Source organism: Thiomonas sp. FB-Cd (assembly GCF_000733775.1).
Taxonomy (GTDB): domain Bacteria; phylum Pseudomonadota; class Gammaproteobacteria; order Burkholderiales; family Burkholderiaceae_C; genus Thiomonas_A.
The window spans coordinates 1543095-1557314 of the sequence record NZ_JPOE01000005.1; the positions used below are offsets into that span (position 1 = coordinate 1543095).

Annotated in this window: 18 protein-coding genes and 1 riboswitch; of the genes, 10 read left to right on the top strand and 8 right to left on the bottom strand. The window is 62.5% G+C overall.

Annotated elements, in window-relative coordinates; translation table 11 throughout:
• Positions 1 to 39 precede the first annotated feature (39 nt).
• The 8 genes from CD04_RS0120945 to CD04_RS0120980 all read right to left on the bottom strand — a co-directional run bounded on the left by CD04_RS0120945 (position 40) and on the right by CD04_RS0120980 (position 6640).
• Positions 40 to 735, bottom strand: coding sequence for a hypothetical protein (locus tag CD04_RS0120945; RefSeq protein ID WP_051849486.1), 696 nt, complete (start codon positions 733 to 735; stop codon positions 40 to 42).
• Positions 735 to 1499 carry an N-acyl homoserine lactonase family protein gene (locus CD04_RS0120950; protein WP_231480712.1) on the bottom strand — a complete coding sequence of 255 codons (765 nt, stop codon included), beginning with the start codon at positions 1497 to 1499 and terminating at the stop codon, positions 735 to 737. The genes CD04_RS0120945 and CD04_RS0120950 overlap by 1 nt, the downstream gene beginning before the upstream one ends.
• Positions 1500 to 1513: 14 nt before the next feature.
• Positions 1514 to 2185: a cysteine hydrolase family protein gene (locus tag CD04_RS0120955; RefSeq protein WP_031410390.1), complete on the bottom strand. Its 672-nt coding sequence runs from the start codon at positions 2183 to 2185 to the stop codon at positions 1514 to 1516.
• 1 nt (position 2186) lies between these two features.
• Positions 2187 to 2954 carry a creatininase gene (locus CD04_RS0120960; RefSeq protein ID WP_031410392.1) on the bottom strand — a complete coding sequence of 256 codons (768 nt, stop codon included), beginning with the start codon at positions 2952 to 2954 and terminating at the stop codon, positions 2187 to 2189.
• Between the two features lie 38 nt (positions 2955 to 2992).
• Positions 2993 to 3745 (bottom strand): SDR family NAD(P)-dependent oxidoreductase, encoded by a 753-nt coding sequence (locus CD04_RS0120965; protein ID WP_031410394.1) that lies wholly within the window; start codon positions 3743 to 3745, stop codon positions 2993 to 2995.
• Between the two features lie 14 nt (positions 3746 to 3759).
• A complete protein-coding gene (locus CD04_RS0120970) occupies positions 3760 to 4545 on the bottom strand; it encodes an SDR family NAD(P)-dependent oxidoreductase (protein ID WP_197033181.1) in 786 nt (261 codons plus the stop codon).
• Positions 4546 to 4551: 6 nt separating this feature from the next.
• Entirely contained in the window at positions 4552 to 5562 is a 1011-nt protein-coding gene (locus CD04_RS0120975) for a fatty acid desaturase (protein WP_031410398.1), read from the bottom strand.
• A 70-nt stretch (positions 5563 to 5632) separates the two neighbouring features.
• Positions 5633 to 6640, bottom strand: coding sequence for an ABC transporter substrate-binding protein (locus tag CD04_RS0120980; RefSeq protein ID WP_051849487.1), 1008 nt, complete (start codon positions 6638 to 6640; stop codon positions 5633 to 5635).
• 60 nt (positions 6641 to 6700) lie between these two features.
• A riboswitch (guanidine-I (ykkC/yxkD leader) is annotated at positions 6701 to 6801 on the bottom strand.
• A gap of 545 nt (positions 6802 to 7346) precedes the next feature.
• On the opposite strand from CD04_RS0120980, the gene CD04_RS0120990 reads away from it, so the two are divergent.
• The 10 genes from CD04_RS0120990 (at position 7347) to CD04_RS0121035 (ending at position 13992) form a co-directional block, all read left to right on the top strand.
• Entirely contained in the window at positions 7347 to 7781 is a 435-nt protein-coding gene (locus CD04_RS0120990) for a VOC family protein (RefSeq protein ID WP_031410404.1), read from the top strand.
• A 138-nt stretch (positions 7782 to 7919) separates the two neighbouring features.
• Positions 7920 to 8114, top strand: coding sequence for a hypothetical protein (locus CD04_RS0120995; RefSeq protein WP_156030357.1), 195 nt, complete (start codon positions 7920 to 7922; stop codon positions 8112 to 8114).
• Between the two features lie 51 nt (positions 8115 to 8165).
• Positions 8166 to 8444, top strand: a complete 279-nt coding sequence (locus CD04_RS0121000; protein ID WP_031410408.1) for a type II toxin-antitoxin system RelE/ParE family toxin — start codon at positions 8166 to 8168, stop codon at positions 8442 to 8444.
• A 15-nt stretch (positions 8445 to 8459) separates the two neighbouring features.
• The gene (locus CD04_RS0121005; protein WP_369792863.1) at positions 8460 to 8738 is read left to right on the top strand and encodes a HigA family addiction module antitoxin; all 279 of its coding nucleotides are present in this window, start codon (positions 8460 to 8462) and stop codon (positions 8736 to 8738) included.
• 828 nt (positions 8739 to 9566) lie between these two features.
• A complete protein-coding gene (locus CD04_RS0121010) occupies positions 9567 to 10730 on the top strand; it encodes a Fic family protein (protein ID WP_031410411.1) in 1164 nt (387 codons plus the stop codon).
• A gap of 50 nt (positions 10731 to 10780) precedes the next feature.
• Positions 10781 to 11497 (top strand): hypothetical protein, encoded by a 717-nt coding sequence (locus CD04_RS0121015; protein WP_051849179.1) that lies wholly within the window; start codon positions 10781 to 10783, stop codon positions 11495 to 11497.
• Positions 11481 to 12638, top strand: coding sequence for a hypothetical protein (locus tag CD04_RS0121020; protein ID WP_031410413.1), 1158 nt, complete (start codon positions 11481 to 11483; stop codon positions 12636 to 12638). The genes CD04_RS0121015 and CD04_RS0121020 overlap by 17 nt, the downstream gene beginning before the upstream one ends.
• 94 nt (positions 12639 to 12732) lie before the next feature.
• The gene (locus tag CD04_RS23985) at positions 12733 to 13284 is read left to right on the top strand and encodes a hypothetical protein (RefSeq protein WP_156030358.1); all 552 of its coding nucleotides are present in this window, start codon (positions 12733 to 12735) and stop codon (positions 13282 to 13284) included.
• A 115-nt stretch (positions 13285 to 13399) separates the two neighbouring features.
• Entirely contained in the window at positions 13400 to 13714 is a 315-nt protein-coding gene (locus CD04_RS0121030; RefSeq protein ID WP_031410418.1) for a hypothetical protein, read from the top strand.
• Positions 13711 to 13992, top strand: coding sequence for a hypothetical protein (locus tag CD04_RS0121035; protein WP_031410420.1), 282 nt, complete (start codon positions 13711 to 13713; stop codon positions 13990 to 13992). Before CD04_RS0121030 ends, CD04_RS0121035 begins: the two co-directional genes overlap by 4 nt.
• The last annotated feature ends 228 nt before the right edge of the window (positions 13993 to 14220 follow it).

The window sequence follows — 14220 nt, forward strand, 5'->3', positions numbered from 1 at the left end:
GTCTATCGACGGCGTAGGCGGAGGATTTGCCGTGATCGATCAGCTCGACGTTTTGAATTGTGGGACAGAGAGTCTCATTCGCTTTCCTTCCAGCCAGGGCAGGGTGGAGTGGAGAACCTGTCCTTGTCCACCCGCCATGTTGCCGAACGAGATTTCGAAATCGGCCAACTGGCGTAGTTCGTCGTCGCACGCCGAGCTGTCCTGGACATGCTGCCACGCGGCGTGTTCCGCGTCCGGGTGCATCGTCCTTGCGCGGACCCGCATGAAGCACGGCCCCGAAAACAGACATAGTGTGGGTGCGTGAGCGTCGGACGTCAAAGCCACGCCCTGTATACCGCCGTTGTGGGGCTCGCGTTCCCATCGCTCCGCATAGTCGGATTCGATTCCGTATTCGTCGATGGCATCGAAGCCTGGCGCGAAGGCCATGCGCCCGAGATCGCGCCGGCCGGTGGGGCGGTAGTCCAACTGGCGCAGCCATTCGCAGGTGTTGCCCTGCACATGGGTGATGCCGGCAAAGCCTTCCTGGCGTAGCAGGCCGAAGAGTTCGTCGCGGCTGCACTCGTGCAGGGACGTGCGTCCTTGGCACGCCGGTCGGTCAGCAGGAATGCGCAGATCGGCGTGCCACTGCGCGGTCTGCATCCACAACACGAGCGTGGTGGGGTCGCGCACCCCCGGTGCAGTCAGCAGAGTGCGCCGCCACAGGCCCAGGTAATGCGGAGGGACGGTGTCAGCCATCAGTCGTGGAATTCGGGGAAGTGGCGCAGGTTTTTCCAGAACGCCAAATCGTGGTTGGGCCACAGCATGGCGCGCTCGCGCGCGGCCATGGACTTGAGCTTGCGGATGCTGGCGACCGCCTGGTCTTCGCGGTCCTGCCAGCAGATGCCCGGGGCGACTTCGTCGCGCAGATTTTCCTCCAAGTCGGCGGCATCGCCGCAGAGGATCACGGGAGCGCCGCGTGGCAGTTCGACCCACAACGACATGTGGCCCGCGGTGTGTCCGGGGCTGGAGATCGCGCGCACGCCGGGAAGCAGGTCGTATTCGCCGCGCATTAGGGTCCAGCGGTGATCGCCGGCGAAATCGTCGGCGAAATAGGCAGGGTCCAGGCCGCTGCGCGCGGCATCCATTTCGTCATGCTGGACATGCACTTCGGCACCGCACACGTCACACAGCCCCCCGGCGTGATCGAAATGCAGGTGGCCGAGAAAGACCAGGTCAATATCGGCCGGCCCCAGGCCGAGGCGCGCCAGGTGGCTCGGCAGGCGCTGATTTTCCTGCATGTCCGGCGCGCCGAATGCGAAGGTTTGTGGATCGTAGTGGCGCGCGCGTTGCGCCGGGTCAGCGATCTTGCCGTAGTCACAGCCGACGTCGTAGAGGATGCGTCCTTGCGTCGTCTCAATGAGGTAGGCCAGGATAGGAGCTTCGATGATCTCGCCGTGGCCACGGTGGCGGGTGGAGATGGACTTGTCATAGCGGTGCGTGGCCGTGAGCAGCGGCCACATGCGCAGAACCTGGGTCATGAGGTCTCCTGAGGAAGGGTGTCGATGGCATTGGCGAGGTCTGTGCTGTCACGCACGCAGCCGAAGATGCCGCCTTCGACTGCCACCATCTCCAGCGCAGCTCGGTGCAAGGCGGGGTAGGCCGAGGCGCAGGCGTCGCCGGCCAGGCGGCAGCGGTAGCCGAAGTCCGTTGCGGCGCGCAGGGTGGAGTGAACGCAAACCTCAGTGGTCACGCCACACAGGATGAGTTCGCCAATGCCCTGCCCGGCAAGGATCCGCTGCAAGTCGGTCTGGTGGAAGGCGCTGTAGCCGGATTTGTCCACCACGGGCTCGTCGGAAACGGGCGTGAGTTCGTCGATGATGTCGTGGCCGCGCTCGCCGCGTACCAGCAGGCGTCCCAATGGGCCGGGAGCGCCGATCGGGGCGCCCGCGCGCGCGGCGCGTTCGAGCTTGGCCGTCGGGCAGTCCGAAAGATCGGTGCGGTGGCCCTCGCGGGTGTGGATGACGAGCATCCCCTGGCGCCGAGCGGCGTGCAGCAGGCGCCGCGCGCCGGGGATGGCCGCGCGCAGTAGTGACGTGTCCAGCCCGGCGCGGGCAGCGTAGCCGCGCGGGTCGAGGAAGTCGCGCTGCATGTCGATGATCAGCAGCGCGGTGTCGCGTCCGATCTGCGCGGGCTTGAGGTCGGTCATCTCAGGCTTCGAACTCGCCGCGTATGGCGGCGACGAGGCGCGCGGTCAATTCCTGCGCCATGGCCGCGCCCTTGGACGCGTCGGCACCTCGGGCGGACGACAGCACGCCCGACGACGGCACCCATTGCGGGCGCGGGGGGTAGGTATCGTAGGGCGGAAACTGTACCGGCTCGTCGGCCGGCAGCAGGTCCATGCGCACCAGATCGGGGTGGTAATGCAGCATCAGCGAGGTTTCGATGACCGCGGCATGCTCCAGCGCAAATCCGGGGAAGCCGTCCGGGAACACGCGCGCCAGGGTCGGCTCGGTTAGGAAGTCCCAGTACTCAAGGCGCATGACGCGCAACGGGCAGGTCGGACCGAGCTCGCGTAGCGCGAGGTCGATGCCCTCGGTGACAAACCACTGGTTCTCGTAATGCCCGACCACCACCACAAGCTTGCGCACGCCGTGGCGGGCCAGTTCGCGGATGACGTCGCGGGTGATCTGGATCAGGCTGGAGGCATCCAGGCTGGTGGTGCCACAGAAGTGCTGGCCGCCGCCGCATTTGGGTTGGGACTTGTAGCCATAGCTCAGCGCGGGCGCGACGATGCCGTCGATGCGTGCCGCGACGCTGGCGGAGACCGCGGTTGCCAGCAGCGCGTCGGTGCCCAGCGGCAGATGCGGGCCGTGTTGCTCGAGCGCGCCGCAGGGCAGAAACACCACCGGGCTGTCCTCGGCGATGCGGTCGCGATAGGCGACCCAGCTCATTCGGTCCATCATCACGGGGTTCATGGCATGTCCCTTTCTCGGTCGTGTTGCGTTGTAGAGGCTCAGACCATGAGCGCGCCGCCATTGGGGCTGAGGGTCTGGCCGCAGTAGTAACTGGCGTGCGAAGAGGCGAGGAATACCGCCGTGGCAGCGACTTCCTCGGGCCGACCGACGCGACCCATCGGCACGTCGGCTTCCTTCGCCGCCCAAGTGGCGCTCATGTGGTCGAGCGCCAACATGGGGGTGTCCACCGGGCCTGGCGCAATGGCGTTGACACGCACGTGCGGCGCGAACTCACGTGCCAGCGAGCGGGTCAGCGTGATGACTCCGGCCTTGGCGGCCGTGTACGCGGCGAACCCGGCGCGGCCGAGATAGCCGAGTTCCGACGCGACGTTGATGATGCAGCCATTGCCGCGGCTGAGCATGGCGGGAAGGGCAGCCTGGCAGCACAGGAACACGGACTTGAGGTCGGTCGCGAGGACGTGGTCCCATTCCGATTCGCGCATGTCCAGAAACGGCCTTTCCAGCAGGATGCCGGCGTTGTTGACCAGGATGTCGATTCCGCCGTGGCGTTGCAGGCACGCATCCATCATGCGGCGCACGGCATCGCCGTGGGATACGTCGGCCTCCACCGCCCAGGCCGTGCCACCCGCGGCCTCGATCAGCGCCACGGTTTCTTCCGCCAATTGCGCGCGACCGAGGTGGTTGACGACGACCGCCGCGCCAGCACCTGCCATGGCCAATGCGATGGCGCGCCCGATACCGGTGGCCGCGCCTGTGACGAGCGAGGTTTTACCGTTGAGGTTGAGATGCATGGTGGGGCTCGCGATCAATGCAGCAGCTCGCCGTTGTCCACCACGATGCTTTGACCCGTGATGCACTTGGCCAGCGGCGACGCAAGGAAGACGAAGGTGCCGGCGATGTCGTCAGGACCCATGAGTTCGGGAATGGCCTGGACCGCAAGAATTTCGTCCAGCAGCACGGAAGGCTCGACCCCCCTGCGACTGGCCATCGCCTCCAGCGAACGCATGGCCGCATCGGTGCGAACCCAGCCTGGGCACACGGCGTTGACGCGGATGCCACGTGGTGCAAGTTCCGCGGCCAGGGAACGTGTGAGGCCGAGCACCGCGTGCTTGCTCGCGACGTAGGCGGAAAAATAAGGCACACCGGTGCGGCCCCAGATGGAAGACTGGTTGATGATGGTCGCGCCAGGCTCCAGCAGCGGCAGCATGGCGCGGATGAGCTGGTACATGCTGGCAACGTTGTTGTGCAGCAAGGCGGCCCAGCGCGCGTCGGCCTGCGGATCGGCGTCGTCCAGCGGCGTGGCGTATTCCATGCCGGCGTTGTTGACCAAGACGTGAAGCCTGACACCGCCACGCTGCAGTTCATCGCCAAGGGCAGTCGCGGCAGCGCCATCGGCCAGGTCCGCGGCGTGCAGGGTCACCGTGCACCGCGCGCCGAGTTGCGCGGCGGCGGCGGCAAGCCCGGGGCCTGAGCGGTCGACGAGCGCCAGCGCCGCACCACGCTCAGCGAACCCGCGGGCGATGGCCAGCCCGATGCCACTGCCTGCGCCAGTGACCATCACCGTCTTGCCGGAGAAGTCGACATCCCGCACGATGTCTCAGACCGCCGTAAGGAAGGAAACGCCGACGGCGCCATAGAAATCCTCGGCCTTGCCCGCGCCGGCTGTGACCACGCCGTAGTCATCGCTAAGCACGCGCTTGACGCGGTGACGGTGGAAGCCGCGCAGCAGGCTTGCCATGGGCAGCACCTGTACGTCCTCGCCAGCATACAGTTCGCGGTGCAGCGCCGGGAGTCGGTACCAGGGCGCCGTGGGCTTCTCGTGGTGGGCGTTGTGATAACTGAAGTTGAGCAGCAGAAGGTTGAGCCAGGGGTGCCCCAGCGAGACGAGGTTGGAATAGGTGTTGTGCTGCTCATAGGCGTGATCGCGCACCTTGTCGTTGGGAATGCTGCCGCCGGTGAGTACGGCGAAAGCGTCGTAGGTGTGCTGGTAGGCGTCAGCGAAGCGCAGCACGGTGACAAACAGCCCGTAGGCAACGAAATACAGGAGCACGGCCTTGGGCGAGATCCAAGCCAGCGCGGCGAAGAACGTCAGGCGCACGGCGAGCACGAACAGGATGCGCTTGCGACCCACAGAACGCTCGGGAGCGAGGAAGGGCAGCAGCATGACGTAAGCGCGCATGATGAACTCGACTGCCGGGATGTAGGCCCATTCCAGAGCCACCACCAGCGCGCGTACCCAAGCGGGTGCGGTGCGCAGGAAGCGCTTGTAGTCGAAGGTGATGACGTCAGCGCGGTCGATGTGGTGGCGCATGTGCTTGCGGCGCAGATCCGAGAAGGGCGCGTAGCAGCTTCCGTTGATCCAGCTCATCGCCGTGCCGCCGCGCTGGTTCGCGGCATTGGTCTTGAAGATGGTGCCGTGGGCGAATTCGTGCAGGAAATAGGCCGAGTAGACCAGCGAATGGGCAAGCAGAAGCACGCCCATTGCGTTGAGCCAACCGCTGGCCGCGACTAGAAGCGCCAGGCTCGCGATATAGCTCAGAGCCGTATAGCCCAGGGCAAGAGCATTGGGCGTGGCGCTGTCGTCGTAGCGAAAGATGGTGCTTGCCATCGTGGGTCTCCGGGTGTTCGGCTTGCAGGTGCCGCCCCACATGCATGGCGCGGCGGCATCCGCTTTGTGCTTATTTGGCGAGTTGCATCACGAATTTCCCGTCGAAAGTCTCGGCGATCGGGGGAACGTCGGTGATCTGCTTCTTGCCGATCAACACCTTGCCGATCACCGGGCCGCTGCCGTAGAGCGAGGTGGTTGCCGTGGACTTGGTGAAGGTCTTGACCATACCGGCCAACGGGATGTTGAACACGCCGGACATCTGATCCTTCACATCCTTGGCGGATATCCCCATGGCCTTGCCGATGATTGCGTCGGCATCGTCAGGATGGGACTTCATATAGGCCAGACCGTCCAGATAGGCTTGGATGGTGGCCTTGACTTCCTTCGGATGGGTGGCGATGTAGCCCTTGTTGAAGACGAGCACGTCGGTAATAAGCCCCGGGGCATCCTTGGACGAGAACACGACGTGGAATTTCTTGCCGCCTTCCATCGCCACGATTTGCGACAGGCTAGGCTCATAGGTCACGCCGATGGGAATGCCGCCCGAGGCCATGGCGGCGGGTACCTGTTCGGGGGTCATGCTGACGGACTGCACATCTTTCTCTGCCATGCCGTTCTTCAGCAGCGCATAGGACAGCAGGAAGTCCGAGGGTGACAGCGGGTTGTAGCCAATCTTCTGGCCCTTGAACTGGGTGATTTTGGTGATGTCGGTTCTCGCGACGATGGCGTCGGCACCGTTGGAATAGTCAATCGGCATGACCACCTGGAGATGCAGCCCCTTAGAGTCCGATCCGATGACCTGATCGTAGGTGAGCATGCCACCGTCGACGGCATTGCTGGCAATGGCCGAAGGAATCAGCGCAGGATCGTTGAAGTTCTGCAGCTTGGCATCGAGGCCGTGCTTCTTGAAAAGGCCTTTCGCATCGGCAACGTAGAAGGGGCCGTAGCCAATCCAAACGACGGTTCCGATGTTCATGGGCTCATCGGCTTGAGCAACTTGCACGCCCGATAGAGCAACGGAAGTGAAAGCGGCAAGGCTTGCGAGGGTGCGCAAGGCGACTCTGCGGGCGAACGACATGGTTGAGGCTCCGAGGTTGAGGGTTGAAAACGGGCACGGAAGAAAGCGGTGACGACGCTTTTCTCCCGGGCTTTTATCCCTCCGTGGAGCCTCGAAAGGAGGCCGGGCTGCTCTCGGACCAGGCGCTTCACGAAGAAGCCGGAACCCTAGCTGCCCTGTCAAACGCAAAACAACAATTGGCGATCAACCACCAATTCCGTGCCTTCGACTTCAAGCAAGACACGTGCCAGTGTGGTGGTGCGCGAATGTGGGTGGGCAGCTGACTCGACCACAGGCCCAGATCCATGGGGGCGCACGATCGAACGATCGCAAAAGCGCACCAAGTTGTGGCATACCGCGCCGCCTCGGTGTGCATCATTGGAGGGCGGCGACCACGATGCGCATGGTTCGATCCAGCTGCGCTGACCAAGATTTGCATTTTGCATCCACGCTCAACGGTATGGCGGACCCTCAACGGCGCGCAGCACGCTCGCGCTTATTCGTTGATTGCGTCGATGCACGACATCCATGCGCGCACCGCGCCCACCCTGACCTGGTCCGGACGTTGCGATGAGCAGGCCAATCCGCATCCTGGTAAGGGCATGGCAAACTTGTTCGATCGAAGCCCTCCACGGCCCTGCCGAAATCTCATGACGTGTACGCCCGCGAAGGGCGCCAGCAAGGAAGGAGCGACAATCGACGCACAGCGCGCGTGGAGAGAAATCGCATGTCCTACCCGACCAACACCCTTCCTCCGTTTCACTTGGCCTTTCCGGTCCACGATCTTGCCGAAGCGAGACGCTTCTATGGTCAAGTACTGGGTTGCCCGGAAGGACGCAGCTCTTCGGAGTGGGTTGACTTGAATTTCTATGGGCACCAAATTGTCGCGCACTTGGTTCATGGCGAATTCAGGCGCCAGGCTACCAATGTGGTTGACGGGCATCAGGTCCCGGTGCCTCACTTTGGCGCCGTGCTGCCGATGACGCAATGGCAAGAATTGGCTGAGAGGCTTCGTGCCGCGGGTGTGAAGTTTGTCATCGAGCCTACCGTCCGATTTAAGGGCGAGGTCGGCGAGCAGGCCACGATGTTTTTTCTTGATCCATCGGGCAATGCCATTGAGATCAAGGCGTTTGCCAACCTTGACTCGCTGTTTGCAAAATGAGCCGATGGCCACTGGGTTCGCCGTCTTTTCTGGCTAAGGTCGCTCGGCGCGGTGTGGGCCGGTGATGGACACAACACCCAAAATTCGTCAGATCCACTGCACAGCCTGCACCGCTCCTTTGCGAGCCTTGCCGAGTGGGTGGAACTGCCCGCCGGCATGGTGGCGCAGATCATGGGGCACCCGCCAAACGCAACCGCTGAGCGGCACGACATCAATCGCGCGCCAGAGCTACTGGCCGTGTGGCATGGGAAGTATGAGGCGCGGATTTTGGAGCAAGCCGCTATCGAGTTTCAGGCCGCGCAAGCCCTGCCGACACTGCGCCGTGTGCGGTGATTCCCATGTCCCTGCATTGATAGCTGACACGCTACACGCTACAATCGGCCGATGATTCGCACGTTTCGCCATGCCGGGCTTGAAACCTTTTTCAACACGGGAAGCAAGGCGGGCGTTCAGCCGCACCACGAAAAGAAGCTGCGCATCCTGCTGACCGCGCTGGACAACGCCAAAAGCCCGCGCGATATGAATGCGCCAGCATGGCGACTGCACCCGCTCACGGGAGATATGACCGAGCATTGGTCAGTATGGGTGAATGGCAATTGGCGCATTACGTTTCGATTCACGGGCGAAGATGCGGAGCTTGTGGACTATCAGGATTACCACTAGGGGAACGATATGAGCATGATGCACAACCCAGCGCACCCCGGCGAAGTGCTGCGCGAATGGCTGCCCGAGGGGATGACGGTAACGCAGGCCGCCGAAGAATTGCACATTGCCCGCGTGACGCTTTCCAAGGTGCTGAACGGGCAGGCTGGCATTTCCGCAGTCATGGCCCGCCGCCTTGCCGCATGGCTGGGCACTTCGCCCGAATCGTGGCTAGGCATGCAAGCCGCTTGGGACTTGTGGCAAGCCCGCAAGGTGCGCCTGCCGAATATCAAGCCCATGCAACGGGCCGCCTGACAGTTTCGCGCCAGACTTCCGCGACGGCGGGAAAAGCAGGGGCGTTCGCTCGCCACTGGCAGATTGCGGTCGATCCTCTCATAGGGCGATGAACGAGCACGCTCACCGACTCGGGGACTGTAGCCGGGCAGCACAGGGTGGTGCAGCGGATGGTCATAGTGACTTGACCTGAGGAAATCATGCAAATCCTATTTACCATGAGTGGAGCGACGATCCTTCGGTGGACGGGAAGGGTTTGCTCTGCCTACGCTATGCAGTATCAGTCGGGCACAGCAGCCCTTCCGCACGAAGGTGATGTCTCGCTGTTTCTCAAAACATCGTTGAGCACGAAGTGGGCACCGTGCCGAAAATGAGTAGGAATAAAAAAAGCCAGGCACCGCTAAGTGCTTGGCTTTATTAAAGAAATCTTTGTTGCGGGGGCAAGATTTGAACTTGCGACCTTCGGGTTATGAGAGTGATGATGCCGGGTGCGTGCATTTGGCGTTTTTCGGCATAAATCGTCTATAAACAATAGGTTAGTGAAGTCTCTGCTGCGCTGCATGGGCGTCCTTGACGCCGCACTGCGGTGCATTATGCCGATCAATGCCGCTATTTGGTTAAGATTAGCATAAATCAAAAGTTCACATGTTTGACCTTCGGTGTCGTTGTCGACGCGGAGCCTGCCAGTGCTGTCGTCTTCGATATATGGCAGGGCTTTACGCCTGATTCCTGGAAGAGATACAGCCGATGGTCCGGCGCTGAGGGCTTCACTGTGCGCAGAGCTTTATCATCACTATCGTGGCCAAACGTTAATAGTGGACGTGGCTATGTTCACTCGTGAGAATAACCATGCAGCGCGGAGAGACGGGACAATTTGAGGTCGCAAGCACCGCGGGCGAGGTCGTACACGCCTTCATCCCGACACCGTTGCCGCCGGTCCCGCCGCTGGATCTGACCGGGCAGCGACAGAAGCGACTCGAAGCCTCGCTGCTGGCCTGCGGCCGGCTTGACGGCATCGCGGCGATGTTGCCTGATCCGGACCTCTTCCTATACACCTATGTGCGCCGCGAGGCCGTGCTCTCCAGCCAGATCGAAGGAACACAGTCGTCGCTGTCCGACCTGCTGCTGTTCGAGCTGGAGGATGTGCCGGGTGTCCCTCTGGACGACGTGGTCGAGGTTTCCAACTATGTCGCGGCACTCGAGCATGGCCTGACGCGCCTTCGCGGTGGCTTTCCGCTGTCCAATCGGCTGATCCGCGAGGTGCATGAGAAGCTCCTGGCGCGCGGCCGAGGGGCGGACAAGCAGCCAGGCGAATTCCGTCGCAGCCAGAATTGGATCGGCGGAACCCGGCCGGGCAACGCGCTGTTCGTGCCCCCGCCACCCAACCTCGTCGAAGCATGCATGGCCCAGCTCGAGGTCTTCCTCCATGCCGACGATGACGGCTTGCCTACGCTGGTACGGGCGGCATTGGCGCATGTGCAGTTCGAAACCATCCACCCCTTTCTCGACGGCAACGGGCGGGTTGGACGTCTGCTGATCGCCTTGATTCTGTTCGAGTCGAACGTCCTGCGACAGCCGCTGCTGTACCTGTCGCTGTTTTTCAAGCAGCATCGCGAGGAGTATTACCGCTTGCTGGGCCTCGTACGCACGTCCGGCGACTGGGAGTCGTGGCTCGACTTCTTCCTGGATGGGGTGGCACAGACCGCTGGCCAAGCCGTCGAGACCGCGCACCGGCTGCTGGCTCTGTTTCGCGACGATGCTGCTCGTGTGCAGGACCTCGGTCGGGCCGCTGCGAGCGCGTTACGTGTGTTCGACGCGTTGCGTGCACGACCCCTGAGCAGCATCGGCACCATCGTCGAGCGCACGGGTGCGGCCTATCCCACCGTCGCTCGGGCCGTTGAGTCCCTTGAAACTCTTGGCATCGTTCGCGAAGTGACTGGTCGCAAGCGCGAGCGCGTGTTCGGCTACACGCACTATCTGGACATCCTCAACGAAGGCGCTGAACCCTTGTGATGTTCTAGCGCCGTCACATCTCCGATGACCTTCACTCTCGGCTCCTAGTCATGCAACCGCAAAGCCACGAAAGAGGCAGTGCGATCAAACTCGGCGCGCGTCGCTTTCGATGGGAGATCGTCAGACTCAGCGCAATTCGGGGTCTCCACCAGGCGATTCCAAACGACGTGGCCGCCGGCTATCCTGGTACAGAGGATGATGTGCTGGCATTGACCACAGATGGAATCAGCCTTCTATTGCATCTGCATCCCCTGATCTTGCAGCAGGCCGGAAAGAGGGTGAGCAAGGGCTTCGTTGTCATTGGTGGGTTGAACACGTGGCAAGCCCTTCAGCCGTGGCATGCGGCCAGGATGCGGCTTGAGTCGATCGAGTCCAGCCGCCTCAGTGATCAAGAGTGCGTCGCCACCCAGCAGATTTCTACACCCAACGCGGGCAAAGATCGATCACGCGCCGCTTGTTCCGTGCTCGAACCGCTCATCGAAGAAGTTCCGGCGCTCGTCATATCCAGCAAACTCGACGACGATGACATCGCTCGGTTGGCCCTCGCCGAGCGATGGCTCTTGGCCGCCAGTGTTGCACCCAAGCGGAGGATCGGCCGTGAATTGACCGCTCTTCATGGGCAAGCAAAGACACTGGGCCTTATCGACGAACTCACACCGCAGCTGCGGACTTTTACGGCATTGGCCCGCGTATTGGGTGTGACGACCCAGGGCCTACGGAAACAGCGCAGCGATGTAGACAGCAGCGACGATGGTGCAGACGCCTGAGACAGAACCCGCGAGCCGAGCCACGGGCGCGATCGAGCGGTTGTCCCGGTTGTGTGGCCACGATGCGGACGTCAATGCATTGCTGGAATGGATTGAGCCGCCCGCATCGGCACAAGCGTTGCCACTGGTCCTCGAGGGCCTGCGCGATCTGTTGCCAGTCATGCGCGATCTTGCAGCGGACAAGCCGGACTTGTTCGACGTTGTTGACAACGCGAAATTCGATGCGCTGAGAAGTGGCCTCGAAGAAATTGCCCCTGTCCTTCGCAACCTCCCAGCAGAGCTGGAACTGGCTGAAGTCCGTCCATCGCCTCGGCGCCCCAAGCAACCGTTCCGCGGGGTGATGTCAGGGTATCCCTTGTATACCCTGATCGGGACATGGCGGCATTTTGAAGCACGCGATGCCAAAGCCAAGACCATGCGGCCCGCCCTGGCTGCCATTGTCTTGTTTGCGAAGGTGCGCAGTGTCATGCAGCACGGGGCTGACGATGGCGCGACTCCCCTGTATGCCGGAGCCAAGGCTGCACGGCAAATGCTCGAAAGTGCAGCGATCCCCGAATCGTGGAGCATGTCGTTATCTGGCCTGATTGACGGCATTCGCGGGAGCGAAGCACAGTACCGCAGTGTCGCGGACGAGGGTGTACGCCATGCAGAACTGCGACGCCTGGTCGAGCCAGTTCTAAGAGCTCGCGGCCTGATCGCCGAGCGGCCTCCCAATGGCGCGCCCGAAGACCACGTCGTCGTCATCGAGCTGCAGCAGGCGCTGCCGACGGATCGCATTGACGTGCAGCGGGAGCTCCGCCTCCACACCAGCACCAAGGACGATCTCGAACGGGATGGGCTGACCCCGGGTGAGTTCGACACGGCGGAGGAGTACATCGAGTGGACTGAGTATGGGGAGGACTGGGATGCCGAGGCGAGCCCTGCAGGGATCGAGTTAGAGCCATTGGAGCGGAGTCTCGCGGAGCAGGTCATTCGAGCCCGGAGTCTGATTGGGCGGCGCGAACGGGCCGCCCAGCTGCTCGCCTGCGACTGGATACGCCCGGCTGACGTTGAGATCGCAGCGCTGTGGGCGACTCTGAAGCTTCGGCCGACAGCAAGCCCTGACGATCAGGAACGGGAAATCAGAGCACTGCTGCCGTGACATTGTGGACGGGCAGGCCGGTTCAGGAGGTCGCAAGGATGCAGATCATCAACCGGCGTGAAAAGGCGCCGAGCAGTGGTCGGCAGGCCTGTTGATGTGGGCCATCGATACCCGCGATCTGGCCGCCTCGGTGCTGCGTCCAGTCGGCCAACCCAAGCATCGCGGCATCGACCTTGGCCAGGCCTTGCCAACCGTTGACCGTATCACGCTCGATGTGGATGAGCTCCTCGGTGACTTTCTCGTCGTCTTGCCCAATGCGGCTTCGCTGGCTTCGTCTGAGCGGGTTCGAGCGGCCATGGCGTTCGCCACGCCGACGAAGACCTTGATCGAAGCAGCGCGGAGTTGGGTACGCGAGCACGCAAAGCAGGAGCACGGTCGCCTCACCTTGGCGATGGTCGAGACGTGGATGTTCAGATGCATCGTTGAGCACCGTCGCGACCATGCACTCGCCAGTTTGTTGACGGGGAGGCCGCATCAACTTGCCGACACCGGTTTGCATTACCTCTGCGTCAGTGCAGACGAGGCCGCGCAATGGCTTCGCGCTGAACAGCGGCAGAGGTTGGCCGAATTGAGTCGGGCGGCGCTCCCCATTCCTATGCCATCGCCGAGGACAGAGAAATCCGGGCGCAGATCGGTAAAGCGGTGACCACAGTCGTTGGTGCACGGGTTGTGCCCCGACTCGAAGTGATCCATCGCATGGTTCGGTCACTGCGGAAGGAACTGGATTTGCAACGGGGCATGCCGATGGCCAGCGATGCCGCTTGAAATTGCACAACGCCTACACGCAGTATGTGCATGCGATGCTTCGTTTTGCCCTTGGGATGCGTGACGTGGGACAACCGTTGCCCAATTGGGAGCGCATCGACACGAAGAACATGGTCGTGCTGCTGAGCGACAAGGATGATGTGGCCAGCACGGCCACACGAATCGCGCCGCTTTGCCCCACCCTTTCCCGGCAGCTCCAGCTTTACGCGAAGCACTGGCGCGCGACTTGGGCGAAGTTGCTCTCACACTCATGCGATAGCCTGCCTCCGGTGTTGTTCTACCTTTTGCGCAAGGCTCGCATGTCCAGGTGATCGAGCGCCCCACTGCGGAGATGCGGCAGCAATTCAAGCTTCTAACGGGCTACGGTCTGCCGCTGAATTCAAGTCGCCACTGGCTGCGGACGCGCCTCGCACAGGAGGGCGTGCCAGGCGAGATGATCGAAGCTTTCATGGGGCACTGGCAGCGAGGCGCTGAGCCGTGGGGACGGTATAGCGCTCTGCCTGCGCGGGTGGTGACCGAGACCTTGCGCCCAACGTTGGAAAAACTCGTGTGCGAGGCGGGTTTCAGCGCGCTAAGAGGCTGGGCATGACAGGGTCCGCTTGGGGTGGTTTCGACATCGATCCCATTGCTGTTTCAGGGGCAGCCTCAGACATTCGGCGCCGGCGAGAGGCCAGCGAAACCCGGCGCGTTGACGTGCAAAGCACGGTGCGTGCATGGATCGAAGATGGGGGACATCGTTCCTGGCTCGAGGGCAGATGGGCCTTACCGTAGACGCGCAACATGTCAAGGCGCTGCGCGCGAAGATTGACCTGGTCTA